Origin of the sequence: Corynebacterium sp. HMSC074A09 (assembly GCF_001811545.1) — a bacterium.
In the GTDB taxonomy this organism is placed as follows: Bacteria; Actinomycetota; Actinomycetes; order Mycobacteriales; family Mycobacteriaceae; genus Corynebacterium; species Corynebacterium hiratae.
The window spans coordinates 34563-52868 of sequence record NZ_KV805171.1; the positions used below are offsets into that span (position 1 = coordinate 34563).

Here is an 18306-nt window from a genome sequence, read left to right on the forward strand (position 1 = left end):
TCGAATTACGGTATTTCGTGCTTACAAGTGTACGCGGCTTAAGCGCTAGGCGGCAGCCTTGGCTTTGTCTGCCTTCGCAGCAGCTTCTTCAGCAGCCTTGTTCGGCCAGAATTGCTTCATCGCGATGACTGCAATGGCGGAGACGATGACGCCGGCAAGGATAGCCACAAAGTAGGCCCACGCAGGTTCGATAGCGAAGATAACGAAGATTCCGCCGTGCGGGGCGCGAGACATGACGTCCAGGGACATCGACAGCGCACCAGTTACTGCGCCACCGAGCATCATCGAAGGGATGACGCGCAGCGGGTCGGCAGCAGCGAACGGGATAGCGCCCTCGGAAACGAAGGACAGACCCAGCAGCCAGGCCGACTTGCCGTTCTCCTGCTCCGCGGGCGTGAACAGGTTCTTGCGTACGAAGGTAGCGATGGACAGCGCAATCGGCGGAACCATGCCGGAGGCCATAACGGCGGCCATGATTTTCATGGAAGCCTCATCACCCGTGGACAGGCCAGCAGTAGCGAAGAGGTAAGCAGCCTTGTTGACTGGGCCACCCAGGTCGGAGCACATCATGAGACCGAGGATGATGCCCAGAAGCACTGCTGAGGAGCCAGACATGGAGGCCAGCCAGTTCTGCAGACCGTTCATGATGGCGGCCAGCGGGGCACCGAGAAGCAGATACATGAGCAGGCCAGTAATCATCGTGGCGAGCAGCGGGATGATGACCACAGGCATGAGGGAGCCGATCCAGCGCGGGACCTTCCACTTGCCAATCCACATCGCAACGAAGCCAGCGATGAGACCGGTGACCAGACCACCGATGAAGCCGGCGCCCAAGGTAACAGCAATAGCACCGCCGGCGAAGCCCGGCGCGATGCCCGGGCGGCCTGCCAGTGCGAAGGCGATGTAGCCGGAGAGCGCTGCGACGATGAATCCCATCGATGCTTGACCAATCGCGAAGAGCACGGCGCCGATGTATAGGGCGAATCCTGCCTTCTGGAAGGTCATCATTTCGCCATCAACCATGACGTCATGGCCCGGCAGGTTGGTCAGGGAGTAATCAGTAGTGATGGCCTGCCATCCGTTGGCCATGTCGTAACCGCCGAAGAGGAAGCCCAAGGCCAAGAGGAGGCCGCCGGCGGCGACGAAGGGCACCATGTAGGACACGCCGGTCATGATGGCCTGCTGAATGCGCTTGCCCCAGCCCAGTCCTTCGCCTTCTTCCGCGGAACTAGAGGAGGCTGCGCCTGCCGTGCCTGCCACCTTGTGCGCATTGGGATTCTTCGACGCGGCGATGGCCTCATCGAGCATCACGCCCGGTTCGTTGATGGCGCGCTTAACGCCCGACTCAATGACGGGCTTGCCGGCGAAGCGCTCCCGGTCGCGAACGCCGACGTCGGTGGCGAAAATGACGGCGTCGGCAGCCGCGATGGTGTCTGCCGAAACAGCGGTGTTGTTGGAGGAACCCTGGGTCTCTACGGTGAGCTCGACATCGTCGCGCTCCTCGGCGGTCTGGGTGAGGGCGTCGGCCGCCATGTATGTGTGGGCAATGCCGGTCGGGCACGCGGTGACGGCGACGATGCGGGTCTTCTTTGAATCTGCAGCCTTGCTCGAAGCAGGAGCCGTAGCCGCTGCACTCGCACCTGCAGGGGATGCTGATTCGTTAGCCGCAGCCTTCTTCGGCTTTTCGGCGTTAACCACGTCGAGTACCAGGGAGACGATTTCCTCCTTGGTCTGCGCGGTGCGCAGAGCCTCCAGGAAGTCCTTCTTCACCAGCGCGCGGGCAAGCTTGGAGAGGATCTTCAGGTGTGCTTTACCGCCACCTTCCGGGGCAGCAATGAGGAATACCAGGTGGGCGTCACCATCGGGGCCGGAAAAGTCCACGCCGCGCGAGAGGCGGGCGAAGGCCAAGGTGGGTTCAGACACTGCGGCGGAGCGGCAGTGCGGGATGGCAACCCCGCCGGGAACACCGGTGCCGGCCTTGGCTTCACGCTCGATGGCGGGGCCGGCCAGCTCTTCGATGGAGGTGGCGCGGCCGGTGTCATGGACAAGCGTGGCCAGGTTGGTAATGACTGATTCGATGCTGCCACCGAAGTCGGCGTCGAGCGCCACAAGGTCGGTGGTGATGAGTTCTGATGACATCGGGTAAGTACTCCTCAGTACTGCTAAAGGTCGGTGACGGCCTGAACCGTCGTGTGTTTAATATCGAGTTCTTCAGGGGTTGGTATCTGGGTTCCTGGGAGCGCTGCGGCAGCCGATCCGTAGGCCACGGCCTGACGCAACGCTTCGGGGTAGGAGGCACCGCTGCGGCGGGCGAGGATATAGCCGGAGAGCGAAGAATCGCCGGCACCCACGGTGGAACGGAGGGTAATGGGCGGGGGAGTAGCGGCCCACGCTTCATCGGTGGTGACCAGCACTGCGCCAGCGCCACCTAGGGTGACGAGAACCTCAGGAATGCCGCGCTTGACGACGACCCTCGCGGCCTCGACCACACCGCTAAAATCACCGTTCTCGGCGGCAGCTTCGAGGGCCTGGCCATCAACGTTGGCTAGCTGTCCAAGCTCAAGGCCATTGGGCTTGATGAGATCGGGGCTGGCTACCTCGAGGTTCTCTCCGAGAGCCACCATAGGGGCATCGGAGGTGTCGACGGCTACACGGATGTTGGGGTTCGCCTCGCGAGCGACAGTGATGAGCTGCGTGTACCAGTCGGTGGGAACCCCCTTGGGCAGGGAGCCTGCCATGACGATCCACTCGGCGTTGGCGCAGTGTTCAGCAACGGCCTGTGCCACGTCTTGCTGAACTGACTCATCGAGCGTGGGGCCGGGACCGTTGAGTTTGGTCGTCCGGCCGTCTGGCTCGGTCAGAGTGGTATTGGTGCGCACCGCGCCGGCCGTGTGTACTGCATGTACGGGGATGGACGCGTCATCAGCAAGGGCCAAGAAAGGATCAGCGGGGGCGGCGGGGAGCAGCGCCAAGCTGTCGACGTTGGCGAGCGTTACGGCATGCGTAACGTTGACGCCTTTACCGCCAGCAACGCTGGAGACAGACTCGGCGCGGTGGACAGCACCGGGGTCGAGCGCCTCGTTCAGGCGCACTGTGGCGTCGATGCTCGGGTTGGGGGTCAAAGTAAGGATCATCGTGGACAATGTCCCCTTTCGCGGAGTGCGTATATTGGGGCAAAAGCGCCGCGGCGGCTCGAACAAGAACTTCGGTGCAGATTGCCCGTGGTCAGCGTGAAACTAATGTTGCTTAATGTTGATTATTGCCCGTATGTGTCCGAATGTCAACGGAATCACTGTGGTTTTCGTTGCATTTTTGACCGACTTGTGATGATCTGGATAGAGAAAACATCGTCTCCGTAAGGATATGTGTCATGGAAAACGCATCCCCATCCACCATTAAAGGCACCGGCGTCGTCGCCGGCGTTGCATACGCTGAGGCGGTGTGGGTCCGCCCACGCCCAGAACTGCCCACGGCGGGAGAAACCGTGCCGGAGGAGCAGCGCGATGCTGAGTACGATCGCTTCCTCGAAGCGGCGGACATTGTTGCCAGCCGCCTTGAGCAGCGTGCAGCTGGGGCTGAAGGCCAGGCTGCTGAGGTTCTCGGTGCTACCGCCGGAATGGTGAAGGACCGAGGTTGGCACAAGGCAGTGCGCAAGGGTATTCGTAGCGGCAAGAACGCCGAGTATGCGGTCGTCGGCGCAACGGACAGGTTCGTCACCATGTTTGAGGCCGCCGGCGGCGTGATGGCAGAGCGCACAACCGACCTTAAGGATGTGCGCGATCGCGTGATTGCACAGCTACGCGGTGAACAGGAACCGGGCCTGCCCATGGTCGAAGGCGAGGCGGTACTGCTGGCGGATGACCTCGCTCCAGCGGATACCGCTACCTTGGACATTGCGCATATCAAGGCACTGGTCACCGAGCTCGGCGGGCCGACGAGCCATACTGCAATCATCGCCCGCCAGCTGGACCTTCCGTGCATCGTCGCAGTTGGCGCTGATCTCCGCTCGATTGAAGCGGGAACCCAGATCTTCGTCGATGGTTCCGTGGGAACGGTGTCCCTTGGCGCGGATCGTGACACCTCACTTAAGGCAGTTGAGGAATACCGCGAGAAGGCAGCGCGAGTGGCCGAGTGGCGTGGCCCTGCCCAGACCAAGGACGGTCACCGCGTGCAGCTGTTGGCCAACGTGGCCGACGGGAACGCAGCTCGCATCGCCTCGGATTCGCAGGCAGAGGGGATCGGCCTGTACCGCACGGAGCTTTCCTTCCTCTCTGCCAGCGAAGAACCGACCGTGGAGGAGCAGGCACGCATCTACGGCAAGGTTTTCAACGCTTTCCCCGAATCCAAGGTCGTCGTTCGAACGCTCGACGCCGGATCGGATAAGCCGATTTCCTACGCCACGTTGGACTCTGAGGAGAACCCGGCCTTGGGTGTGCGCGGCCTGCGCATCGCCCGAAACAACGAGGCGCTTCTCACCCGTCAGCTCGACGCCATCGCACAGGCCGCGGAAAAGCGTGCTGATGGCGCTACCACTTGGGTCATGGCGCCCATGGTGGCCACGGCAGTAGAGGCGAAGTGGTTTGCTGAACTGTGTCGTGAGCGCGGGCTCATCGCCGGCGCGATGATTGAGGTGCCTGCAGCGGCCCTGATGGCCGATACCATCATGCCGCACCTCGACTTCGTGTCCATCGGTACCAATGACTTGACTCAGTACACGATGGCCGCGGACCGCCTGTCGCCGCAGCTGGCCTACCTGACCGATCCGTGGCAGCCGGCCGTGCTGCGTTTGATCCAGCACACGTGCGTGGTGGGTCGCGATAACAATGTGCCGGTTGGTGTCTGTGGTGAGGCCGCCGCCGATCCCATGCTCGCTTGCGTGCTGACTGGCCTTGGAGTCACCTCACTGTCCGCAGCGTCGACCGCAGTTGCGGGCGTTGGTGCACAGCTGGCTGAGCTCACACTCGAGCAGTGCCAGAAGATGGCGGAGGCGGCTATCAACGCCGAAAGCCCAGCAGATGCGCGATCCGCAGTGATTGCGCTGCTGGAGGAATACCAGACTGCCTAGTAGCTCTAGCTTGGTTTAGGCCGCTGCTGAAACAGGGAGGTGTGGTTCCCCGAGAGGCCCCTCGGGGAACCACACCGCCCTTACGCGGTCGTGGGATGAAACCGCCTATTTCTCCGAAGCGATAATCACGTCGATGCCGTGCTCGCGCAGGGCTTCGACGTAGGCGGCTGGAGCAGCGGCGTCCGTAATGACGACATCAATCTCATCGAGCGAGGCAAAGCTGACCAGATAGTCATTGCCGAGCTTCGACGAGTCACACAAGACGACGACGCGATGCGCGTTGGTAACAAAGGCCGACTTGATAGCTGCTTCCTGTGAGTCCGCCGTGGATAGCCCATGGTCGATGGTCAGGGCGTTGGTGCCGATGAAAGCAACATCTGCGCGCATCAGCGCCATGGTGCGAAGGGCGGTATCGCCGACGACGGCTTGGGTGATCGCGCGCACCGTGCCGCCTAGGAGCTGCACCTCGGAAACACCATTGCTGGCCAACGAGAGGGCGATCGGTAGGCTATTCGACACAATGCTGAACTGGCCAGCAGAATAGCGCTGTCCGATGAGGTCAGCGAGGGCGTTGGTGGTAGTTCCAGCGTCGATGAAGATACTGCCCCCGTCGGGAAGCTGCTCTAGTGCGGCGCGGGCGATAGCCATTTTCGCGCCCGTGGCGGAACGCTGACGAGTATCGAGTGTAAATTCTGCAGTCTGGAACGATTGGGAAGCAACCGCACCGCCATGAACGCGGTGGACAACTCCTTCCCGGTCTAAGACCGCGAGGTCGCGGCGAATCGTCTCAGCGGTAACATCGAAGCGTTCGGAAAGCTCAGTGACATTGACTCGGCCTTCGACGGCGGTCAATGACGCAATTTGTCGGCGACGCTCTTCTGCGTACATAGTTCCTCCCAGTGAAGTTTGCCTGTGGTAGTCGCTGCGCCCGGCGGTGATAATAAGTGGGGCCGGGGCATGTGAGCGAAGAGAGCAACGAATGTTGCGGCGATGCTTCTATTGTCCCACTGAATGCGAACAAAACGGAACCAAACAAATAAAAGCTCACATTGCTGGCGGCAAACGTGCGAGAAAAACAATGTTTATACTGCATGTTTGCAAATGTGTGATGTCGGACGCTTAAACGGCGCGATTCGGACATGTACACACACAAGGGGGTAAAAAGAAAAAATCCCTCCCTCCAGTTCGCCCGCACCGAGTGGAAATAAGCGGTGGCGTGGGCAACCGGTTGGGGGAGGGATAGTTGTGGCTTAGGGGTGCCTAAAGCTTGCGGAACACCGATACAACCTTGCCCATGATTTCGGCCTCATCGCCCTTGATGGGAGCGTAGGCGTCGTTGTGGGGGAGGAGCCACACTCCAGAAGAATCGCGGTGGAACTCCTTTACAGTTGCTTCTTCGCCTTCGAGGAGTGCAGCGACGAATTCGCCTTCTTCGGCGACGGACTGGGAGCGGATAATAACCCAATCGCCATTGAGGATTCCGGCGTCCTGCATAGAGTCGCCGACGACCTGCAGCATGTAAAGCTCGCCGCTTCCCAGGATCTCACCTGGCATGGGGAAGTAGCCGTCGATGTTTTCTTCGGCGGTGATAGGAGAGCCCGCGGCGATGCGGCCGACTACTGGGATGTAGTTCGGCGTTGCTGCATCCTCGGGGACGTCGGGAGTGGACTGCCCTGCTGTGGTGTTGGCCTGCCCGGCTTTGCGGCCCGGCTTCTTTGGATCGTCGGCGCCGGGGAAGTGGCGCACATCAACGGCGCGCGGCTTGTTTGGATCGCGGCGAAGAAAGCCCTTCTCCTCTAGTTGCTTCAACTGATAGGCCACGGAAGACGTGGACTGTAGGCCTGTTGCATCGCCGATTTCTCGAATGCTTGGCGGGTACCCGCGCAGCATGACAGCGTCATGGATGACTTCCAAGATGCGGCGCTGACGGGCGGAAAGTGAGTCGAGGGTAGGTTGGTCGCTTCGCTTCGGCTTGCGGGGCATTCTTACTCCTAGGGCTATCGGTGTGCGCAAAACAGCGCGTCGGGTTGAGGCGTGCAGGACGCTGGTGGGCATCGCGGTGACGTCTCGTTGGTTGCTCATCGTGGCGTGCGCCGTATTGGTGTTTCCGTTTCCTTTTTAGCACGTAAAGAAAAAATGTTCGACTAACGCCGCTTGGATGTGGACAAACTTTCGAGCGCCTGCTATAAATCGAACATACAGACCAAATCGAACGGTTGGTCGATGGAAGTGTTCGACGATGTCGAACCTCGCTCTTACACTTCAGGCATCACCACAATGAAGAAGAAGTCCTGGAAAGGAACTGTCATGGCCATTGCACTTAATACCAGCTCTGCTCTGCATGGAGTAACTCCCGAGAAGTCCGGAAAGGGTCCTGTGCTCGTCCCGCCCGCGGCCGTGTGGGAACCTGAGCGGTGTCACTCGTTCGCGTTAACGCGTGAAAGTGGTTTGTCGCGTGTTCGAACGCTCGAGCCGAGAGATAGAACACAGGGGCGCACAGATCGAATAGGGGATTCCTCAGTTTCATACCAGCGTGCTGCGTCCCTACCTCGCCGTAGCGGCTCGAACGTAGGTAACTATGTTCTTGGAGCAGTTTTCGGTGCAGCGGTATTTATCGGCACCGTGTGGGGTGGTCTTAGTATTGATGGTGAGGCCCCTAGCGCTAGCGGTGCATCAGCCACAGCGGTTGTTTCTTCGCGCTAGACTTCCCGAGGGGCCGGAAGGCGTCTGCGCAGCGGTCGAGAGGAAGGATACGGCACAGTGTATTGCCCGTTCTGTCACAACGAACAGTCACGAGTGATTGACTCCCGAGTGATCGACAGTGGAACGTCAATTCGCCGACGTCGCGAGTGTGCTGCATGCCGAGGCCGGTTTACCACCATCGAGAAGGCTGTCTTGTCGGTGGTCAAACGTAATGGCTTGGCCGAGCCTTTCAGCCGGGACAAGCTAATCCGCGGCGTGAAGCGCGCGTGCCAGGGGCGGGATGTTAGCGATGATGCCTTGAAAAAGCTTGCGCAAGAGGTCGAGGAAACCGTGCGCAGTCACGGATCGTCACAAGTCAACGCCAACGATATCGGCCTTGCTATCTTGGAACCCCTGCGTGACCTCGATGAGGTGGCCTATCTTCGCTTCGCCTCGGTATACAAGTCTTTTGAGAGCGCCGACGACTTTGAATCCGAAATTCGCCTCATGCGCCGGCGCGACCGCGACAGCTTCTAACGTTTTAGCGCAGCTTGTCCGCGGCTTTTTGGATTCTCCGCACGGACACCGCATGCGCGGTACCCAGGCGTTGTGCGAAGAGCGATACGCGCAACTCCTCGATCATCCAGTAGATGTCCTTGACCTCACGGGTCTTCTCGCGGCCGGCGGGCAGCGTGCGCAAACGATTGTTCAGATATGCCTTCGCTTCGTCGACATCGGCTTGGCGGTCGGCATCCCGATCCGGGTCTAGATTCATGTCCTCGAGCCTGATGCGCGCGGCTTGGATATAACGCGGCAGGTGGCGAAGGTGCTGCATGCCGTGCATAGTGATCGCATTCGGGGGCAACAAGAACTTCAGCTGACCGCGAATATCATCGATTGCCGGCCCCTCCCACTGATTGAGCTCAGCGTTGAGGTTCGAATACTCTGCCAAGCCTGGGGCGATCGCGACCACCGCCTGGCGGACGCGGCCTGGCACCTCCGGTTTAACCGCGTTGAGAAGAGTGGTGAATTCACCAGGACTTCGTACCGGCCCGCCCTTCTCCATCATGATGTCGCGTACTGCGGCGACCCGAGCATCGTTGACGAGACCTTCGGCCCCGCCGTGCGGGTAGGCGTCGACAGCAACCCGCTGCTGCAGGGGCAGGCCCTTGACCATATGCTGCGTGTTTACGGAAATCTCTCGGAGTAGCAGCGTCAGGGTGGTGGTGATCATGGAGGCGTCGGCAGCCGCCTTGGTTGGATGCACCTTCAGCGCCACGCCCTCCTTCGTAGCGACAAGTGCAGGATAAGCGGTGACCTCATGCCCATCAACCACCGTGGTCACTTCCTCATCGATAGCGCCCAGCGTGTCTTCCGACCATTCCTTGACGGAAGCGGATTCGGCGGCGCGGCCGACGCGCGACACGGAGGACGAGATATGCCCGGCTTGGCGTTGCACGAGCGCCTTCAAATCGCGATCGGAATCGATGATCTTGCCCCGCTTGTCCACTGCGGCATAGTTCATGCGCAAATGGGGCGGGAGCTGATCAGGGCGGAAGTCAGCCGCGTTGATGCCCTGGCCGCCCATGTCCCGTAACACAGCTGCGAGCTGGTCGATGAGCGCTCCTTCATAGGGAAGGAGCTTGGGCAAGGCCCGCTCAGCGAACTCGGGGGCCGGAACCACAGTACGGCGCAGCGCTTTCGGTAGCGAGCGGATCAGCTCAGTGACAAGCTCTAGACGCAGGCCCGGCACGAGCCAGTCGAATCCCTCAGTATCCAATCCGGCCAGCAGTGGAACGGGAACCCTGAGCGTGACGCCGTCAAGCGGGTCACCTGGCTCGAACTTATAGGACAGGTCGTAATCGATGCTTCCCTTCAACCACCGATCCGGGAAGGCGTCCTCAGTGACATCGTGGTCATCCTCGAGGAGTGCTTCTGGGTCGAAGTCCAGAGAATGCTTGTTTTTCTGTTTCTTCCACCACGAGTCGAAGTGTCGGGCAGTGGTCACAGATTCCGGGATGCGCTGATCGTAGAAGTCGAAAAGCGTGTCCTCGTCTACAACGAGACCGCGGCGCCGTGCTTTTTCTTCGTATTCGGAAGCCTCGGCAAGCTTGCGCTTGTTGTCGTGGAAGAAGTTATGGTGGGTGGTCCAGTCGCCGTCGACAAGCGCATTGCGGATGAACATGTCACGTGCCGCAACGGGATCGACGCGATGGTAGGGAACGGTTCGATCGGCCACCACGGTGACTCCGTAGAGGGTCGAGCGCTGGGTGACTACCGCGGAGCCCCGCTTGCGCGACCACGTCGGGTCCGAATAGTTGTGCTTGAGCAGGTTCTTGGCCAGCTTTTCTACCCAAGCGGGGTCGATGGCCGCTACGTCGCGGGCCCACAAACGTGAGGTCTCCACCAGCTCAGCCGCCATGAGAAATTCTGGCGGTTTCTTTGCTAGTGCTGAACCGGGGAAGATGAGGAAGCGGGTATTTCGTGCGCCAATGAACTCCTTAGAGTTTCCATCGCGTGCGCCGATATTGGACAGCAAGCCAGACAGCAGGGACATTTGGATGTCATCCGCTCGGCGCTCGGTGCTCTCCTGGGCCGTCCAACCGAGCTGCTTAGCGACATCCCTGAGTTGTCGAACCAGATCAAACCACTCGCGGATGCGCATGTAATGCAAGAAGTCTGCCTTCATCCGCTTGCGGAAAGCATTGCCGCTCATCTCATCGCGAGCTTCTTGGACAAAGTCCCACAGGTTGAGCATCGCCATAAAGTCTGAGGACTTGTCCTTAAAGCGAGCATGGGCCTGGTCGGCTTGGGCCTGTTTGTCGATGGGGCGCTCGCGCACATCCTGGATTGTCATCGCGGCAACGATGACCATGACGTCGTGCAGGCATCCGGAGGTGTTGGCTTCAACGAGCATGCGAGCCATGCGCGGATCTACCGGGATGCGGGCAAGATCCCGCCCAATGCGTGTCAGCACCGGTAGCCCGTCTTTCTCCTTGCCCTCGAGTGCGCCCAGCTCGTGGAGGAGGAGCAGGCCGTCACGCACGGCTTTGGGCTCTGGGGCCTGGACGAAGGGGAAATCAGCGATGTCGCCGAGGCGCAGCGAAATCATTTGGAGAATAACGCTGGCTAGGTTAGTGCGCAGAATCTCAGGGTCGGTAAACTCCGGCCGGGAGAGGAAATCCTGCTCGCTATACAGACGGATAGCAATGCCATCGGCCACGCGACCACACCGCCCTGAACGCTGGTTAGCGCTGGCTTGGGAAATCGGCTCGATGGGCAATCGCTGCACCTTAGTGCGGGTGGAGTAGCGCGAGATACGTGCGGTTCCGGTATCCACGACATAGCGAATGCCCGGCACCGTCAGGGAGGTTTCGGCGATGTTGGTGGAGAGCACGATGCGGCGCCCCTTGTGTGAGCGGAAAACGCGATGCTGCTCCTGGTTGGACAGGCGCCCAAAGAGCGGAGTGACTTCCACGTTGCGCCAATGACGCCCCTCAATCGCTTCCATTGCATCGCGGATATCGCGCTCGCCTGGGAAGAAGCACAGGATATCTCCTTCGCCTTCCGCCATGAGCTCCTCGATGGCTTCACACAGGGCGTCCAGTGGATCGAGGTCAATGGTCTTTCCCCCTGACTCGACTTCGAGGGGACGGTAGCGGATTTCTACCGGGTAGGTGCGCCCGGACACTTCGATGATCGGCGCGGGCTTCCCTTCAGCGTCAGCGAAGTGTTCGGCGAAACGCTCCGGATCGATCGTCGCGGAGGTGATAATGACCTTGAGATCCGGACGCTTGGGAAGCAGCCTCTTGAGATAGCCGAGGAGAAAATCGATATTGAGGGACCGCTCGTGGGCCTCATCAATAATGATCGTGTCGTAGGCGTTGAGGAAGCGGTCGCGTTGCATTTCCGCCAGCAGGATGCCGTCGGTCATGAGCTTCACGGCTGTGGTCGAGGAGACACGGTCATCGAACCTGATGGCGTAGCCAACGGAGTCCCCGATTGATTGGCCGAGTTCCTCCGCAATGCGCTCGGCGACGGTCCGTGCTGCGAGTCGTCGCGGCTGGGTATGGCCGATGAGACCCCGGCGTCCACGGCCGAGCTCTAGACAAATTTTGGGAATTTGAGTGGTCTTGCCCGAACCAGTCTCGCCGGCAATGATGACCACCTGATTATTCTCGATGGCCTCGGCGATATCGTCCCGCCGTCCGGTAACGGGAAGCTGCTCGGGGTAGGAAATCGACGGCACGTTTACGTCGATGGCGCTCACTTTTTCCTGGGCAGATGCAATATCAGCCCCGATAGCTGCAAGCGCTTTGGGAGAGCGAGCCTTGCGGAGGCGGCGGCGGAAAGCACGCTCATCACTCAAGGAAACTGTCGTGAGGGCGTTGTAGAGGTCTTCGCGAGTAGCAGTCATAGTCGACCTAGAAGTCTACTCGGAAGTGCTTTTCGCTCACAGGTCGAGGTGGAGAAATTGGTACTCTTGTGGTGACTGTGTGAAAAGAGATTACAGAAGGGCAGAAGTGTATGACCAATCCTTTTGATCCGAAACCGGATGACAACGGCTCCCACGGCGGGTTCGGCAACAATCCGGGAAACAACGCCAATAACTCCTCGGGAAACAATGGCGGCCTGCCGCGGTATGAACCCACCACGCACCCAGAGGATCAGGCTGGCTTCGGCCAGTCCGGCAGTTATGGCAATTACGGTGGCGAGTCCTACGGCGCTCAGCCCTATGGTGGCAATTCCTATGGCGCCTACAACGCCGGTCAGCCGGGATACGCCGGGGCAAGCTACGGAGGCGATTCCGGATATGAGGGCCCTGGTCCGGGCGCCGGCCCTGCCTACACGGGCCCAGTCAGCGCCCTAGAGGCGATCAAATGGGGCTTCAAGGCTGCGCTGGGTAATGCGATGCTGTGGGTGCTGGGTGCTGTCGTGGTGTTCTTTATTCAGGTTATTCCACAAATTGGCATCAGCGTTGGCGAGCAGAACGCCGATGGTACGGGCGCGAGCGTCATGGTGAGCTTCTTCTCCTTTGCCGTGTCTATACTCTCCATCGTTATCTCTTTGATTGTGTACCGCTTGGCCTATCGCGAGATCGATAAGCCAAGCCCCACGTGGGGCACTCTTTTCCAAGGTGTTCGCTGGGTGTCGCCGCTTGTGGTGAACCTGGTCCTGGGTATTCTTGGCGCTATAGCCCTCGTGATTGTTGTCGTCATTGTGTTTGCTGTGGGCTTCGGCGGGGCCTCTGCAATGGATATGCAGAACGTCGAGAACCTCGGAGACGGGGAGATTCTCGCGCTCGTCGGTTCCATCTTCGGTATTCTCGCCGTGCTCATGCTGATCGGGCTATTCATCCAGCCCTTCTTTACCCTCATGCCCTGGTTGGCAGCGGATACCTCCTCAATCGGTGAGGCGTTCTCGCAGGGGCTCAAGCTAGGCAAACAGAATTACAGCCACATCCTGCTGTTCATCGTTCTTACGGCTCTCATGTTTGCCGCGTCCTTCATCACGTTGGGCTTGGCGCTGGTAGTCATCGCACCGGCTATGCAGCTGGCAACCGCGCACCTGTGCCGCCAGTGTCAAGGGCGTTATGCCCCCGCAGCCTAAACACTAAAGGCCACACGTAGCGCATTTAACGCGCGCCGCCGCCCTGACTGTCCTCTTCGGATAGCCCTTTCACAGAGGAGGGCCTAGACAAGGAGGCCGGTCAGTGGCGGCTTTGGCGTTTTGAGTGTCGCGCTGGGGCACGCGTGTTGATCAGAGGGAGCTGACTAGGGAGACGAAAAGAGGTCCCGAGAGCGCTCGACGGCGTCCTCAAATGCGCTGGTGACCAGTGTCCCGAAAGTGCGGTATTCATCGGCGCGGGCGGCAGAGGAGCGAAAAACGAGCCCCACCTGGCGCTCTGCTGTTACCGAAGGGGCAAAGCGAGCAACGGCAAGCTGCGGGTTCTGGCATTCCGTAACGAGTGCGGATTCAGGTACGAGTGTGGCGCCGAGGTTTCCCATGACAAGCTGCAAAATAGTGGTCAATGACGAGGCGCGCGTGACGGCGTTGGTGGCCTCGGAGGGGTTCACTTTCGCGCGGCGGCACAGGTCGAGGACTTGGTCGCGGAGGCAGTGGCCGTCATCAAGCAAGAGCAAATCGAGATGCTCGAGCTCCGACAGCGTGAGGTCATCGCGCCCTGCGAGTGGATGCGCCGCTGGAGTTACTGCGGTGAAGGCCTCGGTGTAGAGAGGGATCTCCACCATGTCGGGAGCCTCAGTGGGTAGTGCAGCAACGGCTAAGTCAAGGTTTCCTTCGCGCAGCTTACTCAGAAGATGCTGGGTTTGCTCCTCGACGAAGCGGGGCTCCAAATCGGGGTAAGCATCATCGATGGATCGCAACAGACCCGGCAAGATATAGGGCGCGATGGTCGGGATGATGCCGATGGTGAGGGGACCGGTGAGTGTGCCGTTGGCGCCGCGGGCTTGGCTCAGGAAGGCATCGGAGGCTTCGAGGGCCGCCTTTGCATAGGGCAGGAGCATCTCGCCGGTGGACGTCACGATGACCTTGCGGGTGGAGCGTTCAATGAGCTGCACTCCCAGTCCTTGCTCGAGCGCGACGAGGGCTTGGGAGAGCGAAGGCTGGGAGATATCGAGCTTGGCGGCCGCGGAGCCAAAGTGCTTGTTCTCTGCGATCGTGACGAAGGTGCGCAACTGGGCGAGGGTCGGACGATACTCCTTATTGTTCATGCCTATAACTGTAACACTTCTAATTCGTCGGTCCTATTGACGCGCGAAGCCTTCCGTGGCATACTTGGCAGGTGAGCGACCGCGTACCTGCTAAAAGGCAGATTGACGTGTGGTCGTAGAGATTTGCATCACAGTTATGCATTGTTGTGACACTATAAGGAGTTGAGCCTTTAATGCCTATCCTGACCGTTGGCGAGAAGTTCCCAGAGTTCGAGTTGACCGCACTGAAGGGCGGTGACCTCCACGACGTTAACGCTAACCAGCCGGAGGACTACTTCGAGCAGGTATCTCTGGACAAGTACCAGGGAATGTGGAAGGTCGTGTTCTTCTACCCGAAGGACTTCACCTTCGTGTGCCCGACCGAAATCGCCGCCTTCGGCAAGCTGAATGAGGAGTTCTTGGACCGCGATACCCAGGTGCTTGGCGGCTCCACCGATAACGAGTTCGCACACTTCAACTGGCGTGCAACCCACCCGGAGCTGAAGGAAGTTCCGTTCCCGATGTTCTCTGACATCCGCCACGACCTGATCCGTGCCCTTGGTGTGGAGAACGCCGACGGTGTTGCTGACCGCGCAACCTTCATCATCGACCCGGACGGTGTCATTCAGTTCGTGTCCGTGACCCCGGATGCTGTCGGCCGCAACGTTGATGAGGTTCTGCGCGTGCTGGACGCGCTGCAGTCCGAAGAGGTCTGCGCCTGCAACTGGGAGGCTAACGACCCGACGAAGAACATCGACAAGCTCGAGGTTGTTCAGTCCGCTCTGTAAACCAGCAGTAAGCACAACCGCCCAACCTTAAAGGAGTTACATCAGTGTCTATCGAAAACCTGAAGTCCGCGCTTCCGGCATATGCTAAGGATCAGAAGCTCAACATTGGTTCCCTTACACGCACCACCGAGCTGAATGAGGAGCAGCTGTGGGGTAGCTTGGTCGCTGCTGCCGCTGCGACCCGCAATGATCTGGTGCTGTCGGAGATTCTCGAGGAAGCCCGCGAGCACCTCAGTGAGGAAGCAATTGACGCAGCTCTTGGCTCCGCCACGGTGATGGCTATGAACAACGTGGCCTACCGTGCAAAGAGCTGGTTGGGCGATGATTTTGCCCAGGTCAAGTTTGGTCTGCGCATGAATATCATTGCTAAGCCCGGCGTGGAAAAGGCCACGTTTGAGCTGTGGAGCACCGTTGTCTCCGCCATCAACGGCTGCGAGCACTGCCTGTCCGCACACGCTAATACTCTCCTCGAGGAAGGCGTGACCAAGGAGCAGATCTGGGAAGGCATCAAGGTAGCTGGCGTCATCGAGGCCGTGGCCCAGGCGCTGCAGGCCGAAGCTGTACGCTCCGCTGAGTAAAGCCAGCTAGCACTTTCCTAGCTAAACGTAGAGTCCCACTGCCCGCATTTGGCGGGAGGTGGGACTTTCTGTTTTGGGGCCCGTCGGGGAGGGGCGTCGGTGTGCAGAGGGCGCGTGGGACAGTTCTCTTCCTGCCTTTAGCCGACGACCCCGCCGAAAGCGACGCCGATGCCATAAGTGACGGCCAGGCCCAGTGCACCACCGATGACGAGGCGGAGCACGGAACGCCCAGTGTTCGTGTCGGCGAGGCGGGCGGAGACGTAGCCTGTGATGGCAAGAGCGACCAAGGTAACGATGGCGACTGTTGCTGCAGCCATGCTCATGGGGGCGAGGAAGATCGACAACAGGGGGAGTGCGGCGCCGGCGAGGAAAGATATGGCCGACCAGAACGCCGCGTGCCATGGATTTGTCAGGTCTTCGCCGTCGATGCCCATTTCAAGCCGGAGGTGTGCTTCGAGAAGTCTATCCTCGGCAGCGATCTCACGGGCGGCAGTGTCCGCGGTTTCGGTGTGCATGCCGTAGCTGGCGAGCATGGAAACGAGCTCGGCATGCTCTTGTTCGGGGATTTCCGCCAGCTCGCGGGTCTCCTTGTCGATCATCATCCGCTCGGAGTCACGCTGAGCGGACACCGAGACGTATTCTCCGAGCGCCATGGAAGCGGCGCCAGACACGGTGGCTGCCAAGCCTGCGGTGAGGATGGTGCTTGCCGACGCCCCCGAACCCACCACGCCGAGTAGAAGCGCGGCGACAGAGACGATACCGTCGTTGGCGCCAAGAACGCCTGCCCGCAAAGAGTTGAGGCGCGCGTTGTGTGAAGATCCGTGGGGTTCGTTGCCATGGTGGGGCATTGCCAGCTCCTCGATGTCCAGAGTGTCCGCGTCGTGCTCTAGTGCTCTCGCAATTGTCTAGAGAACTTCTTACTCTCCAGTATTGTTGCTGGTCAACGCCCTGTAAAGCGTGTGTAGGCTTAGCTGAATGCAGGGAGCGAAGGCTTAGACAATAGTGCCAGTCCATTCGCCACAGGCGGCGCCATCCACGGACAGCCCCATGGTGAAAACCTGGTCGGTGAGTTCAAAATGAGCCGTTGGCACGGTGACAACGAGCTCCTCGGGGGTGTACGTGTAGTGATAATCGACGGGCCGGTGGGCATCCCTGGTGTCCTCACCAAAAGACGCGATTTCCATGGAGACGAGCTGGTCTCGCTCGAAGTGGATGATGAGTTGAAGATCGAGGGTGTGCAGCTTAAACACGACGTCACGGTGGTGAGGAAGGCCTCCGAGAAGCCAGTGGACCGTGACGGCGTCATCCTGCGTTTCAAAGTGAACGCCCGCGAGGCGAATACTGGTGGCTGGGGAGTCTGGGGTATTCATAGCGCCACCCACTGTACTCCCCACGTGGCTATGTGAAATCGAGAGAAAAGTATTCAGATTTGGTGAGATGCAGGACCTTCTCGAAGAGCCAGCAAAAGAGCAGCGCAAGGGCGAGCGGCAGGACGAGGTAGACAAAGGTGATAATCATTACGTTGCCAGCGCTCCAGCCCCAGCCTTCGTAGTTGAGGGCGGCCAAGGGGCCCATCAGGCCGGAGATGCCGAAACCGGCGGAAATCGGGGTACCGGAAATCCCTAGGGCGCCGCCGACCCCGCCCAAAACTGCCGCGGAACAAAGTACCGGGAGGAAGGTCACTGGCTTGGACAGCATATTGGCCATCTGCACCTTGGGGGAACCGAGGACGTGCAGGATGGAGGTGGCGAAGCCGTTGACGCGCCAACCAGCAACCAGAAGGGTAAATCCGGCGGCCACGGCACCCAGGTTGGCGGTACCGGAGGCAACACCGTCAATGAAGATGGCAGTGGCAATGCCAACGGTGGAGACTGGGGAGACAATCATGATGGCGAAGAGGATAGCGAGGACCACGCCCATAAGGACCGGCTGCAAAGTGGTTGCGCCGTTGACCAAGTTGCCCAACCACAGGGTGAAGACCTTAACAACGGGGTAAGTGACTACCCATCCAATCGTGCCCGCGACCAGAGTCACAATGGTGGAGAGCAGCAAGATTGAGTAGTTCTTGAGTTTATCGCCGATGAAAAGAAGCAGTCCCACCGCGATGGCTGCGGTAAGTCCTGAGTTAATCACAAGGCCAGTACCTTTGAGGAAGAAGCCGCCCTCGGGATTCACTGTGGCCACGCCGGAGCCGCAGAAGGAGGCAATACCCACCGCGGCGGTTTGGATGGGTGTCATCTTGAATTCGATGCCAATGAGGACACCGATCATGACGGGCAAAAGGCTAGCGGCCAAACCGGTGAGGGCCATGACGGTGGCGGCGCCAGACCAGAAGGGCAGCAGAGCCTTGGCCAGTTCGCCCAGTAGAGCTTGCGGAACCAGCGACACCACGACGGCGATGGAGATGCCGTTGAGGACCTTCATGGTGAAGGAACCGGGTGTGAGGCGCTCGGCCGCGGGGGCTGCGCTGGCGTGAGGAA

14 protein-coding genes are annotated in these 18306 nt (G+C 59.9%); 5 read left to right on the forward strand and 9 right to left on the reverse strand.

Going from position 1 to position 18306, the window contains the following annotated elements; all coding sequences use genetic code 11:
- Positions 1-45: 45 nt before the first annotated feature.
- Together HMPREF2807_RS11615 and pfkB are read right to left on the reverse strand one after the other, a co-directional pair.
- The gene (locus HMPREF2807_RS11615; protein WP_070513098.1) at positions 46-2139 is read right to left on the reverse strand and encodes a PTS fructose transporter subunit IIABC; all 2094 of its coding nucleotides are present in this window, start codon (positions 2137-2139) and stop codon (positions 46-48) included.
- A gap of 23 nt (positions 2140-2162) precedes the next feature.
- Positions 2163-3134: a 1-phosphofructokinase gene (gene pfkB, locus HMPREF2807_RS11620; protein ID WP_070513101.1), complete on the reverse strand. Its 972-nt coding sequence runs from the start codon at positions 3132-3134 to the stop codon at positions 2163-2165.
- Between the two features lie 236 nt (positions 3135-3370).
- Here pfkB and ptsP point away from each other — a divergent pair, with 236 nt between their 5' ends.
- A complete protein-coding gene (gene ptsP, locus HMPREF2807_RS11625; RefSeq protein WP_070513104.1) occupies positions 3371-5065 on the forward strand; it encodes a phosphoenolpyruvate--protein phosphotransferase in 1695 nt (564 codons plus the stop codon).
- Positions 5066-5170: 105 nt separating this feature from the next.
- On the opposite strand, the gene HMPREF2807_RS11630 is transcribed toward ptsP, so the two are convergent.
- Positions 5171-5953, reverse strand: a complete 783-nt coding sequence (locus tag HMPREF2807_RS11630; RefSeq protein WP_046648229.1) for a DeoR/GlpR family DNA-binding transcription regulator — start codon at positions 5951-5953, stop codon at positions 5171-5173.
- A 372-nt stretch (positions 5954-6325) separates the two neighbouring features.
- Positions 6326-7048 (reverse strand): transcriptional repressor LexA, encoded by a 723-nt coding sequence (gene lexA / locus HMPREF2807_RS11635; protein WP_046648227.1) that lies wholly within the window; start codon positions 7046-7048, stop codon positions 6326-6328.
- A gap of 777 nt (positions 7049-7825) precedes the next feature.
- On the opposite strand from lexA, the gene nrdR reads away from it, so the two are divergent.
- Complete coding sequence (nrdR, locus tag HMPREF2807_RS11640) at positions 7826-8284, forward strand: transcriptional regulator NrdR (RefSeq protein ID WP_046648225.1); 459 nt, start codon at positions 7826-7828, stop codon at positions 8282-8284.
- 4 nt (positions 8285-8288) lie between these two features.
- Here nrdR and hrpA read toward each other — a convergent pair whose 3' ends face one another.
- On the reverse strand, positions 8289-12164 hold the full coding sequence (gene hrpA, locus HMPREF2807_RS11645; RefSeq protein ID WP_070513107.1) for an ATP-dependent RNA helicase HrpA: 3876 nt from the start codon (positions 12162-12164) through the stop codon (positions 8289-8291).
- A 110-nt stretch (positions 12165-12274) separates the two neighbouring features.
- Here hrpA and HMPREF2807_RS11650 point away from each other — a divergent pair, with 110 nt between their 5' ends.
- Positions 12275-13357 (forward strand): hypothetical protein, encoded by a 1083-nt coding sequence (locus HMPREF2807_RS11650; RefSeq protein ID WP_049157529.1) that lies wholly within the window; start codon positions 12275-12277, stop codon positions 13355-13357.
- A 164-nt stretch (positions 13358-13521) separates the two neighbouring features.
- On the opposite strand, the gene HMPREF2807_RS11655 is transcribed toward HMPREF2807_RS11650, so the two are convergent.
- A complete protein-coding gene (locus HMPREF2807_RS11655) occupies positions 13522-14481 on the reverse strand; it encodes a hydrogen peroxide-inducible genes activator (RefSeq protein ID WP_070513110.1) in 960 nt (319 codons plus the stop codon).
- A gap of 173 nt (positions 14482-14654) precedes the next feature.
- On the opposite strand from HMPREF2807_RS11655, the gene HMPREF2807_RS11660 reads away from it, so the two are divergent.
- Together HMPREF2807_RS11660 and HMPREF2807_RS11665 are read left to right on the forward strand one after the other, a co-directional pair.
- Entirely contained in the window at positions 14655-15248 is a 594-nt protein-coding gene (locus HMPREF2807_RS11660) for a peroxiredoxin (RefSeq protein ID WP_046648222.1), read from the forward strand.
- 44 nt (positions 15249-15292) lie between these two features.
- Positions 15293-15826: an alkylhydroperoxidase, AhpD family gene (locus HMPREF2807_RS11665; RefSeq protein ID WP_046648220.1), complete on the forward strand. Its 534-nt coding sequence runs from the start codon at positions 15293-15295 to the stop codon at positions 15824-15826.
- Between the two features lie 137 nt (positions 15827-15963).
- Here the strand turns inward: HMPREF2807_RS11665 and HMPREF2807_RS11670 are convergent, their stop codons facing one another.
- The 3 genes from HMPREF2807_RS11670 to HMPREF2807_RS11680 form a co-directional block, all read right to left on the reverse strand.
- On the reverse strand, positions 15964-16674 hold the full coding sequence (locus tag HMPREF2807_RS11670; protein ID WP_046648218.1) for a VIT1/CCC1 transporter family protein: 711 nt from the start codon (positions 16672-16674) through the stop codon (positions 15964-15966).
- 144 nt (positions 16675-16818) lie between these two features.
- On the reverse strand, positions 16819-17196 hold the full coding sequence (locus HMPREF2807_RS11675) for a hypothetical protein (RefSeq protein ID WP_046648216.1): 378 nt from the start codon (positions 17194-17196) through the stop codon (positions 16819-16821).
- 28 nt (positions 17197-17224) lie between these two features.
- Positions 17225-18250, reverse strand: coding sequence for a PTS sugar transporter subunit IIC (locus HMPREF2807_RS11680; protein WP_369816161.1), 1026 nt, complete (start codon positions 18248-18250; stop codon positions 17225-17227).
- Positions 18251-18306: the final 56 nt, after the last annotated feature.

Excerpts from the sequence above, each read along its gene's own strand:
- HMPREF2807_RS11615 (WP_070513098.1), bottom strand. The coding sequence starts at position 2,139 with ATGTCATCAGAACTCATCACCACCGACCTTGTGGCGCTCGACGCCGAC.
- pfkB (WP_070513101.1), bottom strand. The coding sequence starts at position 3,134 with ATGATCCTTACTTTGACCCCCAACCCGAGCATCGACGCCACAGTGCGC.
- ptsP (WP_070513104.1), top strand. The coding sequence starts at position 3,371 with ATGGAAAACGCATCCCCATCCACCATTAAAGGCACCGGCGTCGTCGCC.
- HMPREF2807_RS11630 (WP_046648229.1), bottom strand. The coding sequence starts at position 5,953 with ATGTACGCAGAAGAGCGTCGCCGACAAATTGCGTCATTGACCGCCGTC.
- lexA (WP_046648227.1), bottom strand. The coding sequence starts at position 7,048 with ATGCCCCGCAAGCCGAAGCGAAGCGACCAACCTACCCTCGACTCACTT.
- hrpA (WP_070513107.1), bottom strand. The coding sequence starts at position 12,164 with ATGACTGCTACTCGCGAAGACCTCTACAACGCCCTCACGACAGTTTCC.
- HMPREF2807_RS11650 (WP_049157529.1), top strand. The coding sequence starts at position 12,275 with ATGACCAATCCTTTTGATCCGAAACCGGATGACAACGGCTCCCACGGC.
- HMPREF2807_RS11655 (WP_070513110.1), bottom strand. The coding sequence starts at position 14,481 with ATGAACAATAAGGAGTATCGTCCGACCCTCGCCCAGTTGCGCACCTTC.
- HMPREF2807_RS11660 (WP_046648222.1), top strand. The coding sequence starts at position 14,655 with ATGCCTATCCTGACCGTTGGCGAGAAGTTCCCAGAGTTCGAGTTGACC.
- HMPREF2807_RS11670 (WP_046648218.1), bottom strand. The coding sequence starts at position 16,674 with ATGCCCCACCATGGCAACGAACCCCACGGATCTTCACACAACGCGCGC.
- HMPREF2807_RS11675 (WP_046648216.1), bottom strand. The coding sequence starts at position 17,196 with ATGAATACCCCAGACTCCCCAGCCACCAGTATTCGCCTCGCGGGCGTT.
- HMPREF2807_RS11680 (WP_369816161.1), bottom strand. The coding sequence starts at position 18,250 with ATGAAGGTCCTCAACGGCATCTCCATCGCCGTCGTGGTGTCGCTGGTT.